The organism is Clostridium cochlearium, from assembly GCF_900187165.1.
GTDB lineage: Bacteria > Bacillota > Clostridia > Clostridiales > Clostridiaceae > Clostridium_G > Clostridium_G cochlearium.
In genome coordinates, this window is record NZ_LT906477.1 from 218,821 (window position 1) to 241,035 (window position 22,215).

18 protein-coding genes are annotated in these 22,215 nt (G+C 27.9%); 15 read left to right on the forward strand and 3 right to left on the reverse strand.

Features of this window, described 5'->3' with window-relative positions; translation table 11 throughout:
• The first annotated feature begins 39 nt into the window (after positions 1–39).
• The 12 genes from CKV72_RS01080 (at position 40) to CKV72_RS01135 (ending at position 13,714) form a co-directional block, all read left to right on the forward strand.
• Positions 40–1,422 carry a VanW family protein gene (locus CKV72_RS01080; RefSeq protein ID WP_242868148.1) on the forward strand — a complete coding sequence of 461 codons (1,383 nt, stop codon included), beginning with the start codon at positions 40–42 and terminating at the stop codon, positions 1,420–1,422.
• A gap of 71 nt (positions 1,423–1,493) precedes the next feature.
• A complete protein-coding gene (locus tag CKV72_RS01085; RefSeq protein ID WP_095177213.1) occupies positions 1,494–2,444 on the forward strand; it encodes an AAA family ATPase in 951 nt (316 codons plus the stop codon).
• Between the two features lie 98 nt (positions 2,445–2,542).
• Complete coding sequence (locus CKV72_RS01090) at positions 2,543–3,595, forward strand: DUF58 domain-containing protein (protein WP_169712332.1); 1,053 nt, start codon at positions 2,543–2,545, stop codon at positions 3,593–3,595.
• Between the two features lie 26 nt (positions 3,596–3,621).
• Positions 3,622–5,856, forward strand: a complete 2,235-nt coding sequence (locus CKV72_RS01095) for a transglutaminase domain-containing protein (RefSeq protein ID WP_095177214.1) — start codon at positions 3,622–3,624, stop codon at positions 5,854–5,856.
• A 77-nt stretch (positions 5,857–5,933) separates the two neighbouring features.
• Positions 5,934–6,632 carry an N-acetylmuramoyl-L-alanine amidase family protein gene (locus tag CKV72_RS01100; protein WP_095177215.1) on the forward strand — a complete coding sequence of 233 codons (699 nt, stop codon included), beginning with the start codon at positions 5,934–5,936 and terminating at the stop codon, positions 6,630–6,632.
• Positions 6,633–6,711: 79 nt separating this feature from the next.
• The gene (locus CKV72_RS01105; protein WP_089867574.1) at positions 6,712–7,533 is read left to right on the forward strand and encodes a Cof-type HAD-IIB family hydrolase; all 822 of its coding nucleotides are present in this window, start codon (positions 6,712–6,714) and stop codon (positions 7,531–7,533) included.
• A 76-nt stretch (positions 7,534–7,609) separates the two neighbouring features.
• Positions 7,610–8,077 carry a tRNA (cytidine(34)-2'-O)-methyltransferase gene (locus CKV72_RS01110; protein WP_089867576.1) on the forward strand — a complete coding sequence of 156 codons (468 nt, stop codon included), beginning with the start codon at positions 7,610–7,612 and terminating at the stop codon, positions 8,075–8,077.
• Positions 8,078–8,093: 16 nt separating this feature from the next.
• Entirely contained in the window at positions 8,094–8,936 is an 843-nt protein-coding gene (locus CKV72_RS01115; protein WP_095177216.1) for a DegV family protein, read from the forward strand.
• 96 nt (positions 8,937–9,032) lie between these two features.
• Positions 9,033–10,112: a BMP family lipoprotein gene (locus CKV72_RS01120; RefSeq protein ID WP_095177217.1), complete on the forward strand. Its 1,080-nt coding sequence runs from the start codon at positions 9,033–9,035 to the stop codon at positions 10,110–10,112.
• A gap of 63 nt (positions 10,113–10,175) precedes the next feature.
• Complete coding sequence (locus tag CKV72_RS01125) at positions 10,176–11,720, forward strand: ABC transporter ATP-binding protein (protein WP_095177218.1); 1,545 nt, start codon at positions 10,176–10,178, stop codon at positions 11,718–11,720.
• Positions 11,713–12,801 carry an ABC transporter permease gene (locus CKV72_RS01130; protein WP_089867589.1) on the forward strand — a complete coding sequence of 363 codons (1,089 nt, stop codon included), beginning with the start codon at positions 11,713–11,715 and terminating at the stop codon, positions 12,799–12,801. Before CKV72_RS01125 ends, CKV72_RS01130 begins: the two co-directional genes overlap by 8 nt.
• Positions 12,794–13,714: an ABC transporter permease gene (locus tag CKV72_RS01135; RefSeq protein WP_089867592.1), complete on the forward strand. Its 921-nt coding sequence runs from the start codon at positions 12,794–12,796 to the stop codon at positions 13,712–13,714. The genes CKV72_RS01130 and CKV72_RS01135 overlap by 8 nt, the downstream gene beginning before the upstream one ends.
• 72 nt (positions 13,715–13,786) lie before the next feature.
• On the opposite strand, the gene CKV72_RS01140 is transcribed toward CKV72_RS01135, so the two are convergent.
• The 3 genes from CKV72_RS01140 to CKV72_RS01150 form a co-directional block, all read right to left on the reverse strand.
• Positions 13,787–15,325, reverse strand: coding sequence for an ABC transporter permease/substrate-binding protein (locus tag CKV72_RS01140; RefSeq protein WP_095177219.1), 1,539 nt, complete (start codon positions 15,323–15,325; stop codon positions 13,787–13,789).
• 18 nt (positions 15,326–15,343) lie between these two features.
• Positions 15,344–16,450: an ABC transporter ATP-binding protein gene (locus CKV72_RS01145; RefSeq protein ID WP_095177220.1), complete on the reverse strand. Its 1,107-nt coding sequence runs from the start codon at positions 16,448–16,450 to the stop codon at positions 15,344–15,346.
• 71 nt (positions 16,451–16,521) lie between these two features.
• Positions 16,522–17,508 carry a N(5)-(carboxyethyl)ornithine synthase gene (locus CKV72_RS01150; RefSeq protein WP_089867600.1) on the reverse strand — a complete coding sequence of 329 codons (987 nt, stop codon included), beginning with the start codon at positions 17,506–17,508 and terminating at the stop codon, positions 16,522–16,524.
• Between the two features lie 1,010 nt (positions 17,509–18,518).
• On the opposite strand from CKV72_RS01150, the gene rpoN reads away from it, so the two are divergent.
• The 3 genes from rpoN (at position 18,519) to gap (ending at position 22,162) form a co-directional block, all read left to right on the forward strand.
• Positions 18,519–19,901, forward strand: a complete 1,383-nt coding sequence (gene rpoN / locus CKV72_RS01155) for an RNA polymerase factor sigma-54 (protein WP_089867484.1) — start codon at positions 18,519–18,521, stop codon at positions 19,899–19,901.
• Between the two features lie 135 nt (positions 19,902–20,036).
• Entirely contained in the window at positions 20,037–21,068 is a 1,032-nt protein-coding gene (locus tag CKV72_RS01160; RefSeq protein WP_089867481.1) for a sugar-binding transcriptional regulator, read from the forward strand.
• Positions 21,069–21,154: 86 nt separating this feature from the next.
• Positions 21,155–22,162: a type I glyceraldehyde-3-phosphate dehydrogenase gene (gap, locus tag CKV72_RS01165; RefSeq protein WP_095177221.1), complete on the forward strand. Its 1,008-nt coding sequence runs from the start codon at positions 21,155–21,157 to the stop codon at positions 22,160–22,162.
• Positions 22,163–22,215 lie beyond the last annotated feature (53 nt).

The window sequence follows — 22,215 nt, forward strand, 5'->3', positions numbered from 1 at the left end:
AGTTATAATGAATATGTGCTTATATTAGGAGGTGAGATTATGGCAAAAAGAAAAAAAAGAAAGAAAAATTTAAGTAAAAAGGTCAATATATACGCAATAATAATTTTAGTAATACTAATGGGGTTAACTTCCGTAAAAGCAGGGTATAGTTATAGCGACATAAAGTATTATGAAAATTTATTTTATCCAGGTGTAACAGTTGGAAATGAAGATATTTCTGGTAAAACCTTAGAAGAAGGTAAAAAAATTATAAGGCAAAAATATGAAAGTAAGTTGCCAAACAAGAAGATAATTGTAAAAATTCCAGAGGGGGAGTATTCCATAACTTTTGATAAAATAGATGGAAAATATGATTTAGACACTTCATTAAAAAAAGCTTATGATTATGGGAAAGATCTTAATGTGTTTTCTAAATATAGAATAATAAAAAAAGGAGAAAAAAAACCTTTTGAATTAATGTTTTCTTATAATGAAAAAAAAGTAATTGATTTTATTAATGACGTAGAAAAGAAAGTAAACAGAGATGCCATTAATGCAAAACTTGTAAAAAAAGGCGAAGGATTTAGTATAATCCCTGAAAATATAGGAAAAAAACTAAATAAAGAGAAATTACAAAAAGATATATTAAGTAATATAAATGGCGATGTTTCTAATAATTTAGTTGTAAATGGAGAAGTGAAAAATGTACAAGCTAAGATTACTGCTGATAAATTGACAACAGTAGACACATTGATATCTTCTTTTGGTACTAATTATGGAAACATATCTTCTCCACAAAGAGCAAACAATATAAAACTTAGTACAGAAAGTATAAATGGTACTGTACTAATGCCAGGAGAGGTATTTAGTTTTAATGGAATAGTTGGTCAAAGAACTTCGGAGAGAGGATATCAAGCGGCATCAGTAATTATAGGTAATCAAGTAGAAGATGGACTTGGTGGAGGTATATGTCAAACTTCATCTACTTTATATAATGCAGCTCTTATGGCTAACTTAAAATCAGTGGAAAGAGCACATCATACTATGCCATCAAGTTATGTGCCTTTAGGAAGAGATGCTACAGTAGATTGGGAAAATATAGATTATAAATTTAGAAATGATTATTCTTTCCCTATATATATAGAAGGATTAACTTATAATGGAGAAGTCAGATTCAATATATATTCAAATTCTTCCTTAAAAAACAGAAGATATGAAATAACAACAGATGTCTATGAAAATCTACCAACAGACACAAAGACAATACAGGATGCAAATTTGCCACAAGGTACCACAGAAGTAGTTCAAAATGCCCATCAAGGTTTTAAAGTGAAAGTTTATAGAAATATATATGAAAATGGAAAACTTATAAATAAAGAACTTATTTCAAATGATTTTTATAAGCCTATACAGGGAATAATAAAAGTAGGTACTAAAAAATAATAGGGGGGAGTTGAAAGAGAAAAATCTCTTTTCAACTCTTCTACTTTTAATAGGGAAAGGAGAGAATATTTTTGAGGGAAACAGAAATTGTGGAAAAAATCCTTCATAATGTGTCTAAAGTTATATTAGGAAAAGAAAAGGAAATATGTAATATATTAAAAGCTATAATAGCAAAAGGACATATATTAATAGAAGATGTTCCTGGAATAGGGAAAACAACCCTTGTAAAAGCTTTATCTAAATCCTTACAATTACAGTATAAAAGAATACAATTTACCCCGGATTTATTACCTTCAGATATATTAGGAATTTCTATATATGATGAAATTACAAAAGATTTTGAGTTTAAAAAAGGTCCTATATTTTCTAATATAATATTGGCAGATGAAATAAATAGAACTTCTCCTAAGACTCAATCTGCATTGTTAGAAGTTATGGAGGAAAAACAAGTAACAGAAGGAAATAATACTTATAAATTGCAAGAACCTTTTATTGTCATAGCTACACAAAATCCTATAGAATTTAAGGGAACCTTTGTATTACCAGAGGCCCAATTGGATAGATTTATTATAAAAATAAACTTAGGATATCCGGACAGAGAAAGTGAGATTGATATGCTAAAAATTTATAGCAAGGGTGATCCCTTAGAGTTTTTAGAATCTGTAGTTAAAATAGAAGACATATTAATGCTTCAAAGAAAGTTAAAAGAAGTCAAGGTTAATAATTCAATAATAGAATATATAGTAAGAATAATAGAAGTAACAAGAAAAAATCCATACATAGAATTAGGTGCAAGTCCTAGAGCATCTTTAGCATTAATAAAAATAGCACAGGCTACAGCTATTATAAAAGGTAGATATTTTGTTATACCAGAGGATGTAAAAGAAAATATAATTCAAGTTTTAGCCCATAGAATAAGGTTGTCTTCTAAAGCAAGATTAGAAGGAATTACGGAAAATGAAATATTAAATTCAATTATTGATACCATAAGTTTACCTCAAATAAAAGGTGATTTTAAATGATAAAAATTAATAAAAAGTTTTTATCAATACTTTTAATTTCTTTTATATATGTGTTTTTTGAGGATGGTTATTTTCCTAATGCCATCTTTATATGTATTATGATTATTACTTTATTTTCATTTGCATATGTATTTATTACTAATAAAATGATAAAGGTAGAAATACATAAATTAAAAGATAGCTTTATTACAGGAGAAAAAATAGAAATAAATATATTTTTAGAAAATAGAAGTTTTATTCCTATAAATTATATAGAAATTAAATATAATGAAGGTACAAATTGGATTAGTGAAAATCCCTCAAATATTTTTAATTTAAAGAGCAAGGAAATAAAAAATGTAAAAGTATACAACACGTTTTATATAAGAGGAAATTATAATTTAACAGATATAAATATAAATATAAAAGATATATTTAATATATTTTATTTAAAAAAATCTTTAAAGGACAAAATCAATATAAAAGTATATCCTAAAACTATGCAAAGTAATGATTTTTATGGAACTAGCAATGAGAAACAAAACTTAACAACAAATTTATTAGGAGATATAGAAAATTCTATATTCATCAAAGATATTAGAAAATATAAAATTGGAGATAGCTTAAAGAGAATTCACTGGAAAGTTAGTGCTAAATATGGTGAGCTATATACTAAAAACTATGAAATGTATTCTAATGAAGAATACAATATATTTTTGGATATGAATAATGAAATATACAAACAAGAAAATGGTGATATTATAGAGGAATATACTGTGGAATTTTTAATATCCTTTTGCAAGTATTTAATAGATAACAATACATCCTGTGTGTTAAATATAAACAATAAAAAATCTATGAAATTCAAATTAGAAAAAAATAAAGATATAACAAGTATAAAAGAATACTTTATAAACAATAAAAGTTTAGGAAAAGAAGATTTTATTTATTATATGGAGAAGAATTTAAATAAAGTAAATAAAATTACTATAATTGTAATGCCATTTCTAACAGAATATATTTGGAAAAGAGCTTTAGAAGCAATAAAACTTGGATATAGATTTAAAATATTTTATTATAAAACAGAGATTGAGATACTGTATCAAAGAGATATGTTAAAAGAAATGGGGATAGAGTGTATAAGTTTCAAGCCTATTGTGGATAATTTATAAAACAGGGAAGGGATAGGAATTGTGCTATGGAAGATTATAAAAAAGCATTGATAAACATTGGTATTATATATGTTAATTTATTATTTTCTATAATACTTATGAGAAAATGTTTAAAGATAGAGGGATTTTCTTATATATTTTTTACTAAAGCTTTTTTAATAGGTGCATTTATATATTTAATATATACTGTATTATCCACAAAAAACTTTTATAATATTTTAATGCTTCTTATTTTATTTGGTATATTTTGTTTATGGATATACAATAATGAAAAATATATATTTATGACAATATATAAAAATATAGAATATATAAAAATTTTAAATAAACATATATATGAAGGTAACAGCACTTATTTTTATCAATATAAGGATATTGTATCAATTGTAATACCTTTAATTACAATAATTTTATTATTCATATCTAATTATTATAAAAATTTTATTATAGTTTTTTCTATTTTACCTACTGTTTTTTTTTGGCATTATGATTATAAAAAAACAGTAATAAGTGTAACACCATATTTATTAGCTTTAAATATCCTTACTTATTTTATAAATCAAAATTTAAATATAAAAAATAAAGGAAAAAAACAAAATATAAAAATATATAGAAATAAATATATTACTTTGTTTTATATAATATTTCTAAGTTCTACTATACCTTTTTTAACAAATTACATTGCTAAAAATATTAATATTAGTAATGCAAATTTAAGAAATAAGATACTAGATAAAGTTTTAAATAATACTAAAAATATAAATGAAAGTTATTCTTTAAATAAATCTGGATATACTAATACAGAAAAGAAATTAGGAGGACCAATAGATATAGATAATAATGAAGCATTTAGAGTAAAATCAGATAAATCATATTATTTAAGAGGATGCATAAAAGATTATTATGACGGTTTTTCTTGGAAAACTAGTAAAGATACCTTTAAAAGATTAGATAAATATAAACAGGAGTTACAACCCAATAATAATTCATTTTTTTCTATAAGAGGAGAAGGAACTAAAAATAGTATAAGCATAATACCAACCAATATATCCACATCAACATTATTTGCTCCAATAAATACATATGATTTAAATCATAATAATAAAATTTATTTTAATAGAGATAAAAGTTTCATTTCAAGCAATAATATTTCAAGTGAATATATTATTAAATTTTATGATGATAATTATAAGTACTCTATATTATCAAATAAGATAAAAGAAAAAGAAGATTTTTTTATAAATATGATAGACTTTGAATATAAAAGAACTAAAAGTTTGTATCCTTCTAAGATTGATGGATATGAAGATTATCTTCAATTATCAGAAAATATACCTAAAAGAGTATACGATTTGACAAAAGATATAACTAAGGATGCTAATACCTTAGGAGAAAAAGTCTTTAGAATATATGAATATTTAAATAAGAATTATGAGTATTCCTTAGATGTAAAAGATATTCCAGAAGGGCAAGAGTTTGTAGAGCATTTTTTATTTAATGAAAAGAAAGGATATTGTACATATTTTGCTACTTCAGCTACTATAATGCTTAGAATAATAGGAATCCCAACTAGATATGTAGAAGGCTTTAATATGGGACATCATAAAGATGATAAAGGAAGATATGTAGTTTATAATAGGAATGCACATGCTTGGTGTGAAATTTTAGTATCCCCTTATAGTGACACATGGACTATTATAGATACAGTACCAGAAGCACCAGAAATGATAAATCAAATAATGAAAAGTAAAGAAGAAAGTAGAGAAAGTTTTAGCGAAATAGAATATGAAAATGATAATGATCATAATGACATAGAAGAGCTTCATGATAATATTAAAAAAGAGCATAAAGTTAATAAACAAATAGATAAAGTAAATTACAAAAAATATATACTTTTATTGGTTATTATATTTTTAATAATACTAATACCTATGAAAATAATTATAGAATTAAAAAAGGTAGAGAAAATATTAAAAAGTTCAAAATCTGTTTTTTTATATGAATATACATTAAAAAGATTAGAAACTATAAATATTTATAAAAACAGTAAAGGTGAATATGAATTTTTAGAACAAATAGAGGAAGAAAAATTAAAACATATGCTTAAAATACTTACCAATGCCTCATGTAAAGAATTTTATGGGGAAGTAAAAGAACAGCAATTAGACTTTAATGAAAAAAAGGAGATATACACATTTATAGAAAATACTATTAAAAAGAGATTGGGGAAATTTAGATATTACATATATAAATACCTATAAACACCATATTATATTGAAAAAAATGGAAAATGAGGTTATACTTATATATAGAATTGGGTAAAATGGGGTAGGTATTTATGAGAATAAAAGATAGGAAAAAATTTTTAAGTTCATGTATTTTTATATTAATGTGTATGATTTTGATTTTAAGCTATGATGGAAAGTACAATAAAAATTTTGCAAAAGAGAACTATAATAAAATACTAACTTTAAGTAACATATCATTAAAAAATAAAAAAGTTGTATTAGATCCAGGTCATGGTGGTATGGATAAAGGGACAAGCTTTCAGGATCTATATGAAAAAGACATTAATTTAAAAATAGCACATTATACTAAAGAATATCTTGAAAGTCATGGCATACAGGTTTTTATGACAAGAGAAGAAGATAAATTTTTATATCTTAGAGAAATAAGTAATTATTCTAATAGTATAAATCCAGATATTTTTATATCAATTCATGTAAATTCAAATAAAGATAATTCATATAATGGAATTATTACTTATTACTATGATCCAGAAGAATTTCAAAAGGATGAAAGAATAGAACTTGCAAAAACAATTCAAAAGGATGTTTCAAAAGGAGAAGCATGGAGAGATGGAGGCATAAGAAGACAAAATATAGCCATCTTAAGATGGAGTGATGTACCTTGCGCTTTAGTAGAATGTGGTTTTATAACTAATGAAGAGGATAGAAAAAGATTAAGAGATGATAAGGTATTGAAAAAAACAGGTGTAAACATTGCCAAAGGTATTATAAATTATTTAAAGGAATAAATTAGCACTATATAAAAAAAGAAAATTCAATTTTTTTGATATAATGATTATATAAATAAAATAGGAGAGGATGTTTTAAGTGTCATATAAACTAATATGTATTGATATAGACGGAACATTATTAAGAGATGATAAAAAATTAAGTAAAAGGAATATAGATGCAATAAAGGCTGCTACTAATAAAGGTGTTCATGTAGCTATAAGCACAGGAAGAATATTTCCTTCAGCTAATTATTATGCTGACTTAATAGGAGTGAAATCACCAGTTATAGCTTCAAATGGAGCATATATTAAAAATAGCAGTGAAGATAAAGTCATATACGAAAAACCAATGAACTTAGAAAAGACTATAAGAATCATAGAGATATTAAGAGAATATAAATTACGTCCACATTTTAATACACCTAATAAAATCCTCACAGAAGACTTGGAGTTTTCAAATAAGGTCTATTCTAAAATGAATGAGGTATTATCAGAAAATAATAAGGTGGATATAGAATTAGTAGATACTTGGGAAAATGCTTTAAAGAAATATGAACATAAGGTATTAAAGGGTATAATTGTAGATAAAGATATAAACAAAATAAGAGAAGTTAAAGAAATAGTTGCAAAAGAAGAGGGTATAGAGGTTGTTAGCTCCTACAGCAATAATTTTGAAGTTATGAGCAAAGGTATATCTAAAGGAAATGCTGTAAGTATTTTATCAGATATGCTAGGAATAGAAAGAGAAAATGTAATGTGTATAGGAGATAGTGAAAATGATTTATCTATGATAAAATTTGCAGGATTAGGAGTAGCCATGGGAAATGCAGCAGAATGCATAAAAGAGAATGCAGATTATATTACAGATATAAATAATGAAGACGGAGTTGCAAAAGCTATAGAAAAATTTATACTTTAAAACTTTACTATTTTTAAATAATAGAGTAAGATATGTTATGTAATTTTAATTCCTTGTGTATAAGGGGGAGAATATCTTGAATTTAAATATAGTTTTATTTCAACCAGAAATTCCACAAAATACAGGCAACATAGCCAGAACCTGTGTTTTGACAGAATGTAAACTTCACTTAATAAAACCATTAGGTTTTAGTTTAGATGAAAAGCATTTAAGAAGAGCAGGGCTGGATTATTGGCCACAACTATCATTAGAAATACATGAATCCTATGAAGACTTAAGAGAAAAATATAAAGATGGCAGATTTTATTTTTCTACTACTCACGCCAGTAAATATTATAATGATGTGAAATTTCAAGAAGGGGATTTTATAGTTTTTGGAAGGGAAACTTCAGGGTTACCAGATTATATAAGAGAAGGTAATAAGGACACATGTATAAAAGTACCTATGATAAAAAGTAGCACAAGGTCCTTGAATCTGTCTAATACTGTAGCTATAGTAACCTATGAAGGGCTAAGGCAAATGAACTTCCCCAACATGAAATAGGAGGGGGTTTCAGCTTATGAATAAAATTAAAATAATAACAGATAGTACCGCAGACTTATCAAAAGAAATAATAGATAAATATGATATAGAAGTTATTCCTTTACTAGTAAACTTTGGGGAGGAAAGTTATAAAGATGGTGTAGATATAAATACATCAGAGCTTTTAAGAAAAATGGAAAGTTCTGATGAGTTTCCAGGAACAGCTCAAATAACTCCTCAAAGATTTATAGAATATTATAAAAAATATTTGGATGAAGGATATAAAATAATTTCTCTTCATCTGTCATCTAAAATGAGTGGAACATATCAGTCAGCTTGTTTAGCAAGGGAAATTTTAGAGGCAGATGAAGCTATAGAAATAATAGATTCCCAAAATGTAACTTCAGGTTTAGGATTACTTGTTATAAAGGCTGCTAGACTTAAAGAAGAAGGTTTTACATTGGATGAAATTTCAAAAGAAGTAAAAAGGACCATACCCCATATAAAAAGTGGACTTGTTTTTGAAGAATTAACTAATTTAGTTAAAGGAGGAAGACTTTCAAAAACAGCAGGGGTTGTTGGAAATATTTTAGGTATAAGACCAATACTAACAGTAAAAGATGGAGAAATGGCAATATTAGATAAAGTCAGAGGAAATAAAAAAGCTATAAGATATGTTATGGATTATATAGAAGAAATAGGTATAAAAAAAGATGAACCATGTATACTTTTACATATAGAAAATGAGGAAATAAGAATTGCTTTAGAACAACATTTAAAAGAAAAAGAGCTGCAATTTATAGAATGTGAAGTTGGATGTGTGGTTGGTGTACATTCTGGTAATAGAGCTTGTGGAATATTTTTTATAGAAGATTATTAATAACTAACAAGAAGGAAATATTATTTTTATGTAGAAATATTATATTGCTAGAAGAAATTATATAATTTAACATTAAAATTAGGGAGGAGTAATCAAATGAATAAGAAAAAGGTTGTAGCCCTTTTATCAGCAGCAATAATGACTGTATCATTATTTGCCGGCTGTGGTGGAGGAGAAAAGAAGCCTGCTGAAGGTGGAAAAGAACAATTAAAGGTTGGTCTTGTAACAGACCAAGGAGGAGTAAATGATGGTTCATTTAACCAATCAGCACATGAAGGAATCTCAAAAGCAGAAAAAGAATTAGGAATAACACAAATAAATGCTATAGAATCAAAGCAACAAGAACAATATGAGCCAAACTTAAAAACTATGGCAGGGGAAGCTGATTTAATTGTAGGCTGTGGATATATGATGACTGATGCTATGGAAAACGTATCCAAACAAATAGGAGAGAAAAAGTTTTTAATTGTTGACTCAGTTGTAAAATCACCAAATACTTTATCTATAACTTTTAAAGAAGAAGAAGGATCATTTTTAGCTGGTGTTATAGCAGGTAAAATGACAAAGACTAATAAAGTTGGATTTATAGGTGGAAAAGAAAGTGAAGTTATAAGCAGATTTGAAATAGGATTTGCAGCTGGAGTTATGTCAGTTAATCCAGAAGCCGGTAAATTATTAAAACCTGTTAATGAAAAAACACCAGGAAAGAATGTAAAATATGTAGACTCTTTTGATGACCAACAAAAGGGAATAGAAGCTGCAAAAATGCTTTATAATTCAGGTTGTGATATAGTATTCCATGCAGCAGGTGGAGTAGGTCTTGGAGTATTTAAGGCTGCAAAAGAAATGAATAAGTGGGCAATAGGAGTTGACTCTGACCAAGCAGCAGCATTACCAGAATATAAAGATGTAATACTTATATCCATGGAGAAAAAAGTAGGAGATGCTGTTATAGATACTATAAAGAGCATTCAAGAAGACAAGTTCGAAGGTGGAAAACATATAGTTCTTGGAATAAAAGAAGATAGAGTTGGAATAGCACCAACAAAACATCCAGACCTTACTAAAGAGGCAGATGAATTATCAGAAAAATACAGAGCAGCTATAAAAGAAGGTAAATTTAAAGTTCCAGGAACAAGAAAAGAACTTTTAGACTTTAAAGCTCCAGAAATTTAAATTTAAATGGAAGCTAGGTGCTTTTGCATCTAGCTTTTTTAATCAATAGGAAGGAGGAACCAAATGGATAAAGTTGTTGAAATGAAGGGAATAACAAAGATTTTTCCCGGAACTATAGCTAATGAAAATGTAGATTTTGAACTTAAAAAAGGTGAAATTCATGTTCTTCTAGGTGAAAATGGTGCAGGTAAAACAACTCTTATGAATATACTTTATGGACTATATCAACCTGAAGGTGGAGAGATTTATATAAAGGGTCAGAAAGTAGAACTAAAAAATCCTAAAGATGCAATAAAATTAGGAGTAGGAATGGTTCATCAACATTTTATGTTAGTTCATAATTTTACAGTGGCTGAGAATATGATTTTAGGTCAAGAACCTAAAAAAGGAAGTTTTAAAATAGATATAGAGAAAGCCAAAAAAGAAACTAAAGAATTAGCAGATAAATATGGATTTAATATAAATCCTGATGATGTTATAGAAGATATAACTGTAGGTCAACAACAGAAGGTTGAAATATTAAAAGCACTTTATAGAGGAGCAGAAATACTAATATTGGATGAACCAACAGCGGTATTAACGCCACAAGAAATAGAGGAATTAGGTAATATACTTAAAAACTTAGTAAAAGAAGGTAAATCTATAATATTAATAACTCATAAATTAAAAGAAGTTATGAGTATGAGTGACAGAGTTACAGTAATAAGAAGAGGAAAATATATAGATACAGTTAATACCAAAGATACGGATATAGATGGTTTAGCAGAACTTATGGTAGGAAGAAAAGTAAATTTAGTAGTAGAAAAAGAAGAATCAAAATTAGGAGAAACTATACTAAAGATAGAGAATTTAAAGGCAAAAGATCAGAGAGGATTACCTGCTCTTAGAGGAGTAAATTTAGAGTTAAGAGAGGGAGAAATTTTAGGAATTGCAGGGGTAGATGGAAATGGTCAAACAGAGCTAATTGAAGCTATAGTTGGCTTAACAGAAGCATCAGAGGGAAATATATATTTAAAAGGTGAAAATATAACAGGAAAAACTACTAAAGAAATAACAGAACTAGGTATAGCACATATACCAGAAGATAGACATAAAAGAGGATTAGTTCTTGCATATTCCCTAGTAGAAAATTCTGTTTTAGGTATTCATCATAAAGCACCTTTTGCCAAAGGTATTATGATGGATTATGATAAAGTAAGAGAACATTCTAAAAAACTTATAGAAAATTTTGATGTAAGAACTCCCAATGAAGATGTAGCTGCATCATCACTTTCAGGAGGAAATCAACAAAAGCTTATAGTAGCAAGGGAAATAGAAAAAAATCCTACTATGATAATTGCAGCTCAACCAACTAGAGGACTTGATGTAGGTGCTATCGAATATATTCATAAAAGATTAGTAGAAGAAAGAGATAAAGGCAGAGGAGTCTTATTAGTATCTTTAGAATTAGATGAAGTAATGTCTTTATCTGATAGAATTGCAGTAATGTATGAAGGTCAAGTTGTAGATGTACTGGATGCAAAAGATGCCACAGAACAAAAACTAGGAATTCTTATGGCAGGAGGAACTTTAAACAAAGGAAAAGAAGGAGGGGAAAAAGTTGAGTAAAAAAGCTTCAGATAAATCTAAGTTAAATTCAGATGTGATTAAAAGTTTTTCAATATCAATTGTAGCTATAGTGTTAGCTTTATTTATATCTGTATTTTTCGTAATGTGGGCTAAATCATTCTCCTTTGGAGAAGCTGCTACTTTACTTTTTAAATCCATATGGAAGGGAAGCTTTGGAACAAAGTTAAACTTTATCGAAACTATGGTATTTGCAACACCTCTTATATTTACAGGACTGGCCCATTCTATAGCTTTCAAAACAGGACTTTTTAATATAGGAGTAGAAGGGCAATTTATAGTAGGTATGTTAACAGCTACACTTGTAGGATTAATACCAGGAATACCAGCACCAATACATCAAATTATTATACTTGCTTGTGGTATACTAGCAGGATCTATTTGGGCAGGAATACCTGGATATTTAAAGGCAAGAATGGGAACAAATGAAGTTGTAAATACAATAATGATGAACTTTATAGCTATGCATTTATCTAACTACTTTACTATGGGACCTTTTCATAAAGAAGGGTCAGCAAGTACAAACGTAATTCAACCTTCTGCTGAATTATATAGATTTTTAGGGGAAAATAATAGATTAAGTATTGGATTATTTATAGGAATTATATTTGCATTTTTGGTCTATATATTATTTTGGAAAACCACTACTGGATACGAGATAAGAGCTGTTGGGTTAAGTCCAACTTCAGCAGAGTACGGAGGAATTAATATAAAAAGAAATATAATACTTGCCATGGTTATATCTGGAGCTGTAGCAGGTATTGGAGGAGCAGTACATACTATGGGAGTACAGCATCAATCCATGCAATTATTTTCTTTCCCTAACTTTGGATTTGATGGAATAGCAGTTGCTCTTGTAGCAAAAAGTAATCCAATAGGAATAATATTCTCAGCAATTCTATTTGCAGCATTGAATTATAGTTCTGGTACTTTAATGCTTTATGGAATACCAAAAACTATAGTGTATTTAATTCAAGGTATAATAATATTATTTATAGCTGGAGAATATGTATTTAGACTTATATCAGAAAGAAAGAAAAAGGGGGCATTATTAAATGAGTAGTATAGTAATGCTTATATCTGCTACCCTTAGGTTAGCAACTCCTCTAATATTTGCAGCACTTGGAGGAGTATTCTCAGAAAAATCAGGGGTTGTAAATATTGCCCTTGAAGGAATAATGACTACGGGAGCGTTTTTTGCTGTATATGGTTCATTTTTAACTGGAAATCCTTGGATAGGAGTTTTGTTTGCAATTATTTCTGGAGCTATTATGGCAGCTATTCATGCTTATTTAAGTATACATTTAAAAGCAGATCAAATAGTTTCAGGTGTAGGTATAAATGTTTTTGCTGCAGCTTTAACTAGTTATTTAATAGTTAAATTCTTTAAAACAAATTCACAAACAAGTGTAGTAAAATCATTACCGTACCCAGCAGAAGCTATGAGTAAAGTTCCATTAATAGGAGGAATTTTAAAAGAATTAAACTGGTTTGTATTTATAGCTATAGCTTTAGTAATTATTTCACACTTTGTGCTATATAAAACACCATTAGGACTTAGAATTAGATCTGTTGGAGAACATCCTAAAGCTGCTGACACTTTGGGAGTAAGTGTTTATGGAATAAGATATTTATGTGTAATATTATCTGGTATTCTAGGAGCATTAGGAGGAGCTACTCTTTCTATAGGTATAATGAACCTATATAGAGAGAATATGGTTAGTGGTAGAGGATTTATAGCTCTTGCGGCCATGATATTTGGTAATTGGAAGCCTATAAATGCCATGTGGGCATCTATGATTTTTGCTTTTGCAGAAACCTTTCAATTATTTGCTAAAGGTTTTGGATGGGCTATTCCAGGAGAGTTCTATGCAGCTTTCCCTTATATAATAACTATGTTTGCATTAGCAGGATTTGTAGGAAAAACTCAAGCTCCAGCGGCAGACGGTGTACCTTACGAAAAAGGACAAAGATAAGCATAAAAAAATATATTAATTATAAAAAAAGACTATCCACCAAACTAAATGGATAGTCTTTTTTTAAAGCTTTTAATCTATTAATCCTTTTTTCTTTAGAAAATCTAAAGCAGATTGTTGTGCAGTCATTCCAAGTTCATCCACATTATAATTCATTTCTATCATATCTTCTTCTGAAATTTTATCCGATAATCTGTTTAGGATTTCTTCAACTTCTGGATATTTTTCAAGTGTTTCTGATTTTATAACAGGTGCAGCATAATAAGGTGGAAATACACCCTTATCATCTTTAAGCAATGTTAAATCTAAGGATTTTAACATACCATCTGTAGTAAATGCATCTGTTACATCTGTTTGTTTACTTATTAATGAACTGTATCTTACACCAGAATCCATTTTTAAGACTTCTTTAAATTTTAATCCATAAGTGTCTTCTAATCCTAATAATCCATCTTGCCTATCTACAAAGGATACAGTAAATCCAGCTTTTAAATTATTAGAAACCTTAGCTATATCAGATACATTTTTTAAATTATATTGTTTTGCCGTGTCTTTTCTTACTGCTACAGCATAGGTATTATTATATCCAAAAGGCTTTAAAAACTGCAAATTCATTTTATCTTTAAATCCTTTTTTAACTGTATTATATACTCTATCAGGATCACTATCATGAGGAAGTTTTAAAACATACATTAAACCAACACCGGTATATTCAGGATAAATATCTATATCACCTTTTTTAATAGCTTCTACAACTACTGATGAACCACCTAATTGAAATTTTGTTTCTACATTTAAATTTGTATGATGTTTTAACATTTCAGCTATTAAATTACCTAAAACTTCTTGCTCTACATAGTCTTTAGAACCAATAACTATAGTGTTTGATTTTTTTTGAGAGTTAAATATACCAAAACTAATTATTAAAATTACACAACTAGCTAGTGCAATAATTCTTTTTATTCTTGCTTTTTTTCTATTTTTTGATTTCTTTTCAGAAGCTTTTTTCTCTATTTTTCCTATAATAAAATCTAAAAGTAATGCCATTATGCAAGCAGGAATTGCACCAGATAAAATCATAGAAGAATTTAAGCTTTGTATACCTGAAAATATAAGATCACCAAGACCACCAGCACCAACATAAGCTGCTATAGTCATAAGACCTACAGCCGTAACGGAAGAAATTCTAACACCAGCCATTATTATTGGAAAAGCTAATGGAAGTTCTACCATAGTGAGCAACTGATAATTAGTCATACCCATAGCTTTACCTGCTTCTTTAATATCAGGTGATATATTTTCAAGGCTAGTATATGTATTTTTTATAATAGGAAGTAGGGAATATAAAAATACCATCAAAATAGCAGGCATTTCTCCAATTCCTATTAATGGAATTAAAAAACCCAATAAAGCAAGACTTGGTACAGCTTGTACTACGTTTGCTATTCCTATCACATAAGGTGCTGCTTTTTTATACCTAGATATTAATATACCTATAGGGACTCCTATAAATATAGCTAATAATACTGCTATGGCTGTTAGCTGAAGATGTTTTCCTGTTAAACTAAGTATTTGAGAAGATCTTTCCGTAACAAAATTGAAAAAATTCATATTAAGTCCTCCTTTGTATTAAGAGATTTTAGAAAAAGTAGTTATTAAACTACTTTGAGTAATTAATCCCCTAAGTTTTTTATCTTCATCTACTACAGGTATATAAGATATACTATTTTTTTTCATAACATTTATTACATCTTTTATAGAATCTTCTAAGTGAACATATTTTAAGTCAGAAGCCATTACATCTTTAAGCTTCTTTCCATTTATATTGTCTAAATCTAGATGTTTCAATGTTACAATTCCTTTTAATACATTATCTTTATCTACCACTAAAATACTGTCTACATGATTTTGTTTCATTATGTTTACAGATTGAACTATAGTTCTTTCACCAAAGGTTTTTACTGGATTTTTGATCATTATATCTTCTGCAGTAATTAGTTCTGGATTGCTCCATAATCTATTTTTACCTATAAAATTAGCAACAAATTCATTAGCTGGATTTCTTAGTATGGATTGTGGTTCATCAAATTGCATTATATGACCGTCTTTCATAATACAAACTCTATCACCTAGTTTTAAGGCTTCATCCATATCATGAGTTACGAATACGATAGTTTTTTGAAGTTTTTGTTGAAGTTTAAATACTTCATCTTGAAGTGAATTTCTAGTTATAGGATCTAAAGCACTAAATGGTTCATCCATTAAAATTATATCAGGATTTACAGCTAAAGCTCTTGCTACACCAACTCTTTGTTGCTGACCACCACTTAATTCTTCTGGATATCTATTAATGTATTCATCAGGACTTAGTCCAACTAATTCAAGTAATTCATGTGTCCTTTTGCGTCTTGTTTTTTCATCCCATTTTTGAAGGTAAGGAATTAAGTCGATATTTTCTCCTATTGTCATATGGGGGAAAAGACCCGTTTGTTGAATTACATAACCTATATTTCTTCTAAGTTGTATTGTATCTTTTTTAGAAAGATCTTCACCATTAATAGTTATTTTACCGGAAGAGGGTAAAATAAGTTTGTTTATCATTTTTAAGGTAGTAGTTTTTCCACAGCCACTAGGACCTATAAGTACTACTAATTCACCTTCTTTTATAGAAAATGTTATATCTTCCAAAACTCGAGTACTTTTGAAATTTTTGCTTACATTTGTGAATTCTATCATAACCAACGCCTCCTTATATTATAAAAATAAAAAGTCTCTGTACAAAATTTTGCACAGAGATTGTGAAACACTTATGCAATATCTATTTGTACATTTCTTCTATTTTGATATCGAATAATTTTTTCATCTAAAATGGTTCCTTTATTAATAATTATAGCATTAGATAATACTGGATCTTTATCTTCATTTTCTTCTAACAATATATCTATATATTTTGTGAGTTCATTACTTATTGATTTTGTAGCGGTTTTAAAAAATAGAGAAGGGGTATGGTCTACTACATAATGCATAATCCCATCTACAAAATAGATTGGGTTTTCAATAGTTGTAGATATGCTTGTTTCTATGGCTTTATTGGAGTCACAGCTAATATCAATTATTAAAGCACCTTTTTTTAATTTTTTTAAATCACATTTATTTATTATGTGATCTTTTCTTTTGATATCCCAAAGTATGGCATTTACTATTACATCATATTTGTGCATTTCCTTTTTAAATAATTTTTCTAATCTACTTCCATAAACTGTTACTGTGGCCCCTAATCCAGTTAAAATCCTATAAGCACCTTTCGCGGTATTACCTCTACCAAGTATAGCGACTTTTGTTTCATAAGGAAATTTACCATAACATTGGAATGCTTGCATAATAGCAGCTTCTCCAGCTATTTCATTATTTCTCCAAAATACATGTCTACCTTCTTCATACATTTCTTCCCAAGCAATGCATTTTAAATTATTCTTTAATAAAACATTAGTTAGATTTGGATTTTGGACAGCATGTACCCATCCGAATAGAACTTGATTTCTTATTAATCTGGTTAAATAATTTGCATCACCTATCTTAGGATCACATAATATGTCTTTTTTAAATATTTCTTCTCTTGGAGCTATATTAGCACCTGCATTTAAGTATTCATGGTCATTAATACCTAAAACTTTTCCATATCCTTCTTCAAAGTATAGATATTTTTTATTTTTTATCTTTTGTACATCCTTTGGTAATAATGCTCTTCTCTTTTCGTTTTCTTTTTGACTGATTAAGAAACCAATAGATCGCATTAAATCAACTCCTTAAATTTGAAAACTATATACTATATAGAACCATAGATGTATATAATAATCCATATAAATATTATATTTGAAAAATGTGCAAAACATCAACTTACAACTCATGTCTAATTTATAAGTTGCAAGTTGTAAAACTTGTTTATATTTGTAATGCTCATAAATTCTCTTATAATCTCAGGATTGCTTTGCTTAGTGAAAAATTAAGAGTTTAGGAGGATTTTCTTATTTACGTGAAATAAAAAAATTACGAAGTAATTTTTTTAACAGAGGACATAGGACAATTGACATAGGACAATGAAGGAAGATTTTCCTCCGCTTTGCTACAGAAAATCTTTAATTTTATAATATAATTGAAAATTGAAAGTTGAAAATTGAAAATGATAGATATTTTTTCTTCATTGTCATTACGAAAAAATTTTAATTTTATAAAACCTGATGAGATTTAAAATAAATTAATCTTTATATAATAATTTATTTTAATTATTTGCTATTAATCTAGCGACTGTGTCGCAAGCCGATAGGCTGCCGTTGATTAATGAATAATGAACAGGGAACAATGAATAATTATTGAGGATTTTTTTCACTTTGTTACAAAAAATCTTTGATTATATGAACTTTTATATGAGCTAAAGCGATGTTTAGCTTTGCTAAACGAGCCATCAATAAAAATGTCAATTTAGATATAATTGAAAATGGAAATTGGAGAATGGAGAATTACGGATATTTTAGATTTGTCTAATATAAAAAAGGTTTAGCTTTAGCTAAACCTAAAGATCTTATAAAATTAAAAACTTTTCGTAATGTTAATGGAGAAAAGTTGTCAATCATTTTCCACTTTCCATTCTCCATTTTCAATTATAACTAATAAGATTAAAGATTTTCTGACGTAAGGAAGAAAATCATCCTTCATTGTCCTCTGTCCTCTGTCAATTGTCCTCTATAAAAATTTTATGACGCAAAATTTATATATGGTGTTATAATAAAGTAAAGGGGATGAATACATGGATTTAGGGTTTAATCTATCAATGTCTCAAGAACAAAAATTAATAATGACTCAACAAATGCAACTTTCAATAAAAATATTACAACTTTCTTCCTATGAACTTACAAAACTTATAGAGAAACAAGTACAAGAAAATCCTCTTTTAGAAATAAATAATGAAGACATAAAAAAAGAAGAGGATTCTCACGAAGATATAGATGAAATATTAAAATATAAAAATATTATAAAAAACCTTAAAGAAGATAATTACAATTGTGTAAATAATCAAGAAAGTGAAGAAGAAGTAAATCAGTTTAATTTTATATCTACTAAAAAATCTTTAAAGGAATATTTGTTAGAACAAATAATGTACTTAGATGTAAAGGAATACATTAAGTGTATATGCAATTACATAATTGAAGACATAGATGAAAAGGGCTATTTAGGGGAGGATATTGAAGTTATTGCAAAAGAATTAAAGGTATCTATTGAATTAGCAAATAAAGCATTGAATATAGTACAGGGATTAGAGCCAGATGGTATTGGAGCTAGAAACTTAAGTGAATGCCTAAAGATACAATGTAATAAGAAAGGCATAGAGGATGAAAAGATATATAATATAATAGATAATTATTTAGAAGATATTGCGGAAAATAAGTATTCCAATATAGGAAAAAAACTTGACATATCTCCTAAGAAAGCACAGATGTACGGAGATTTTATAAAATCTTTACAGCCTAAACCATCTAGTGGATTTTATACAGGAGAAGATGTAAAGTACATTGTACCAGATGCATATATCAAAAAAATAGGAGAAGAATATATTATATTGATGAATGAAAGTATGACTCCTAAACTTACTATCAATAATTTATATAAGAACATAATAAATAGTAATGAAGATGAAACTGCAGTGGAGTATGTAAAAGAAAAATTAGATAGTGCATCTTATTTAATAAAAAGTATAGAACAAAGAAAAAGTACTATATATAAGGTCTTAGAAAAAATAGTTGAAAAACAAAAAGAGTATTTTGATAAAGGTAAAAAATACTTAAAACCTATGACACTAAAAGAAATAGCAGAACAATTAGATGTTCATGAATCAACTGTTAGTAGAGCTATAAAAGAAAAGTATGTATATACCAATAATGGTATTATAAAAATAAAAGATTTATTTACTACAGCTATTGAAAGTAAATGCAATGAGGATGCTATATCTAATGTTACAGTTAAGAATATGATAGAGAAATTAATAGAAGAGGAAGATAAGAAAAAACCATTATCAGATCAAAATATAGCAGATAAATTAAAGAAAAGTGGTGTGAATATTTCTAGAAGAACTGTGGCAAAATACAGAGAAGAAATGGGAATAAAATCTTCTATGAGAAGAAAAAGATATTGAATTCTATGTATATAAATTAATTTATTTATAAAAAAATTTATTTAACTATTGGAATTTATTGTCCTTTAGTCTATAATAGAAGTGGGACTAAAAAGAAAGTAGCGGGACAATAAATGACCAGAGGGGTGCTTGGATTTGGAAGAATTGCTAAAATTACAACAAAAAATTATTCCAGAAGGTATAGAACTTTTAGAAAGAAGATACATAATACTTAGAAATATATACTATAGTCAACCTGTTGGCAGAAGGCTACTTTCTAGAAATTTAAATCTAAGTGAAAGAATTATAAGAACAGAGGTTAATTTCTTAAAAGAACAAGGTTTTATTGAAATAAATGCACCTGGAATGATAATTACTAAGCTAGGAGAAGAAGTAATAAGCAAGTTAAAAGAATTTGTATATATGATAAAAGGTCTTTCTGCATTAGAAAACAGGATAAAAGAAAGATTAGGATTAAAAAGAGTTATTATAGTTCCAGGAGATGTAGAAGAAGATAGTTCTGTTTTAAAAGAATTAGGAAAAGCTGCATCAAATTGTTTTAAAGACTTACTAAAAAATGGAAACATAGTTGCCCTAACTGGAGGAAGTACTATAAAAAGCTTTGTAGATAATGTAGTAAAGTGTAATAATCACCAAGATATAACTATTGTACCTGCAAGGGGAGGTATGGGAAAAAGACTAGAAACTCAATCCAATACTTTAGTATCTAATTTAGCAATAAAATGCAATTGGAATTATAGACTTCTTCATGTGCCAGATAATTTAAGAGCAGAGGCTGCTAAAATTATAATGAAAGAAAAAGATGTAATAGAGGTCATGAATATAATAGAAGATGCAGACATTTTAATATACGGAATAGGAAGAGCCGATGAAATGGCTAAAAGAAGAGGAATGTCAAAAGAAAATATTGTAAAACTATTAGAAAAAGGGGCATTAGGTGAGGCTTTTGGTCATTATTTTAATAAAAATGGGGAGATAGTGTATTCTACTTCTACTATGGGAATAAAAAATGAAAAGGTAGAAAATATAGAAAATATAATAGCTGTAGCTGGAGGTGCTTCTAAAGCAGAAGCTATAATAGCTACTCAGCTCAACAAATCGAATGGTATATTAATTACCGATGAAGGTGCAAGTAAAAGTATATTAAATATATTAGATATCCTTTGATTAGTAATACAAAAGCATAAACGCTTTTAAGTATTAAATATATATTATATTCATCAAATTTTTTAAAATTTAAGGAGGTCTTTTAAATGGTAAAGGTAGCGATTAATGGTTTTGGGAGAATAGGAAGAAATGTATTTAAGGTTTTGGTTGAAAAATACAGTAATGAATTAGAAGTGGTTGCAATTAACGACTTAACTGATGCAGCGACTTTAGCTCATCTTTTAAAATATGATTCATTATATGGTAAGTTCAATGGGACAGTAGAAGCTAAGGAAAGTTCTATAGTTATAAATGGTAAGGAAATAAAAATATTTGCAGAAAGAGATCCTAAAAACCTTCCATGGAAACAAGAAGGAGTAGACATAGTTCTAGAATGTACAGGTCTGTTTACAGATGCTACAAAAGCTAAAGCACATATAGAAGCAGGAGCTAAAAAAGTAATTATTTCAGCACCAGCTAAAAACGAAGATGTTACTATAGTTTTAGGTGTTAATGAAGAAAAATATGATCCAAAGGAACATAATATAATTTCAAATGCTTCTTGCACTACAAACTGCTTAGCACCTTTTGCAAAAATATTAGATAGAGAATTTGGAATAGTAGAAGGACTTATGACTACAATTCATGCATATACTAACGACCAAAGAATATTAGATGCTCCTCATAAAGATTTAAGAAGAGCTAGAGCGGCAGCCGAATCAATGATACCAACAACAACAGGAGCAGCTAAAGCAGTTGCATTGGTTCTTCCACAATTAAAAGGAAAATTAAATGGAATGGCTGTAAGGGTACCAACTCCAACAGTATCAATGACTGATCTTGTTTGTACAATTTCAAAAGATGCTACAGTAGAAGAAATAAATGCAGCATTTAAAAAAGCTTCAGAAACAGATATGAAGGGAATTCTTGGATATAGTGAAGAACCATTAGTATCCATAGACTATAGAGGAGATCAAAGATCTTCAATAGTTGATGGATTATCTACAATGGTAATGGGAAATAGATTAGTTAAAGTAGTTTCATGGTATGATAATGAATGGGGTTATTCAACAAGATTAGCTGATTTAGCTAAATATGTTGGTGATAGATTATAATCAAGTAATTAAGTCATACTTATAGTTAAAAACTAAGAGGGTTTTTGCTTTGT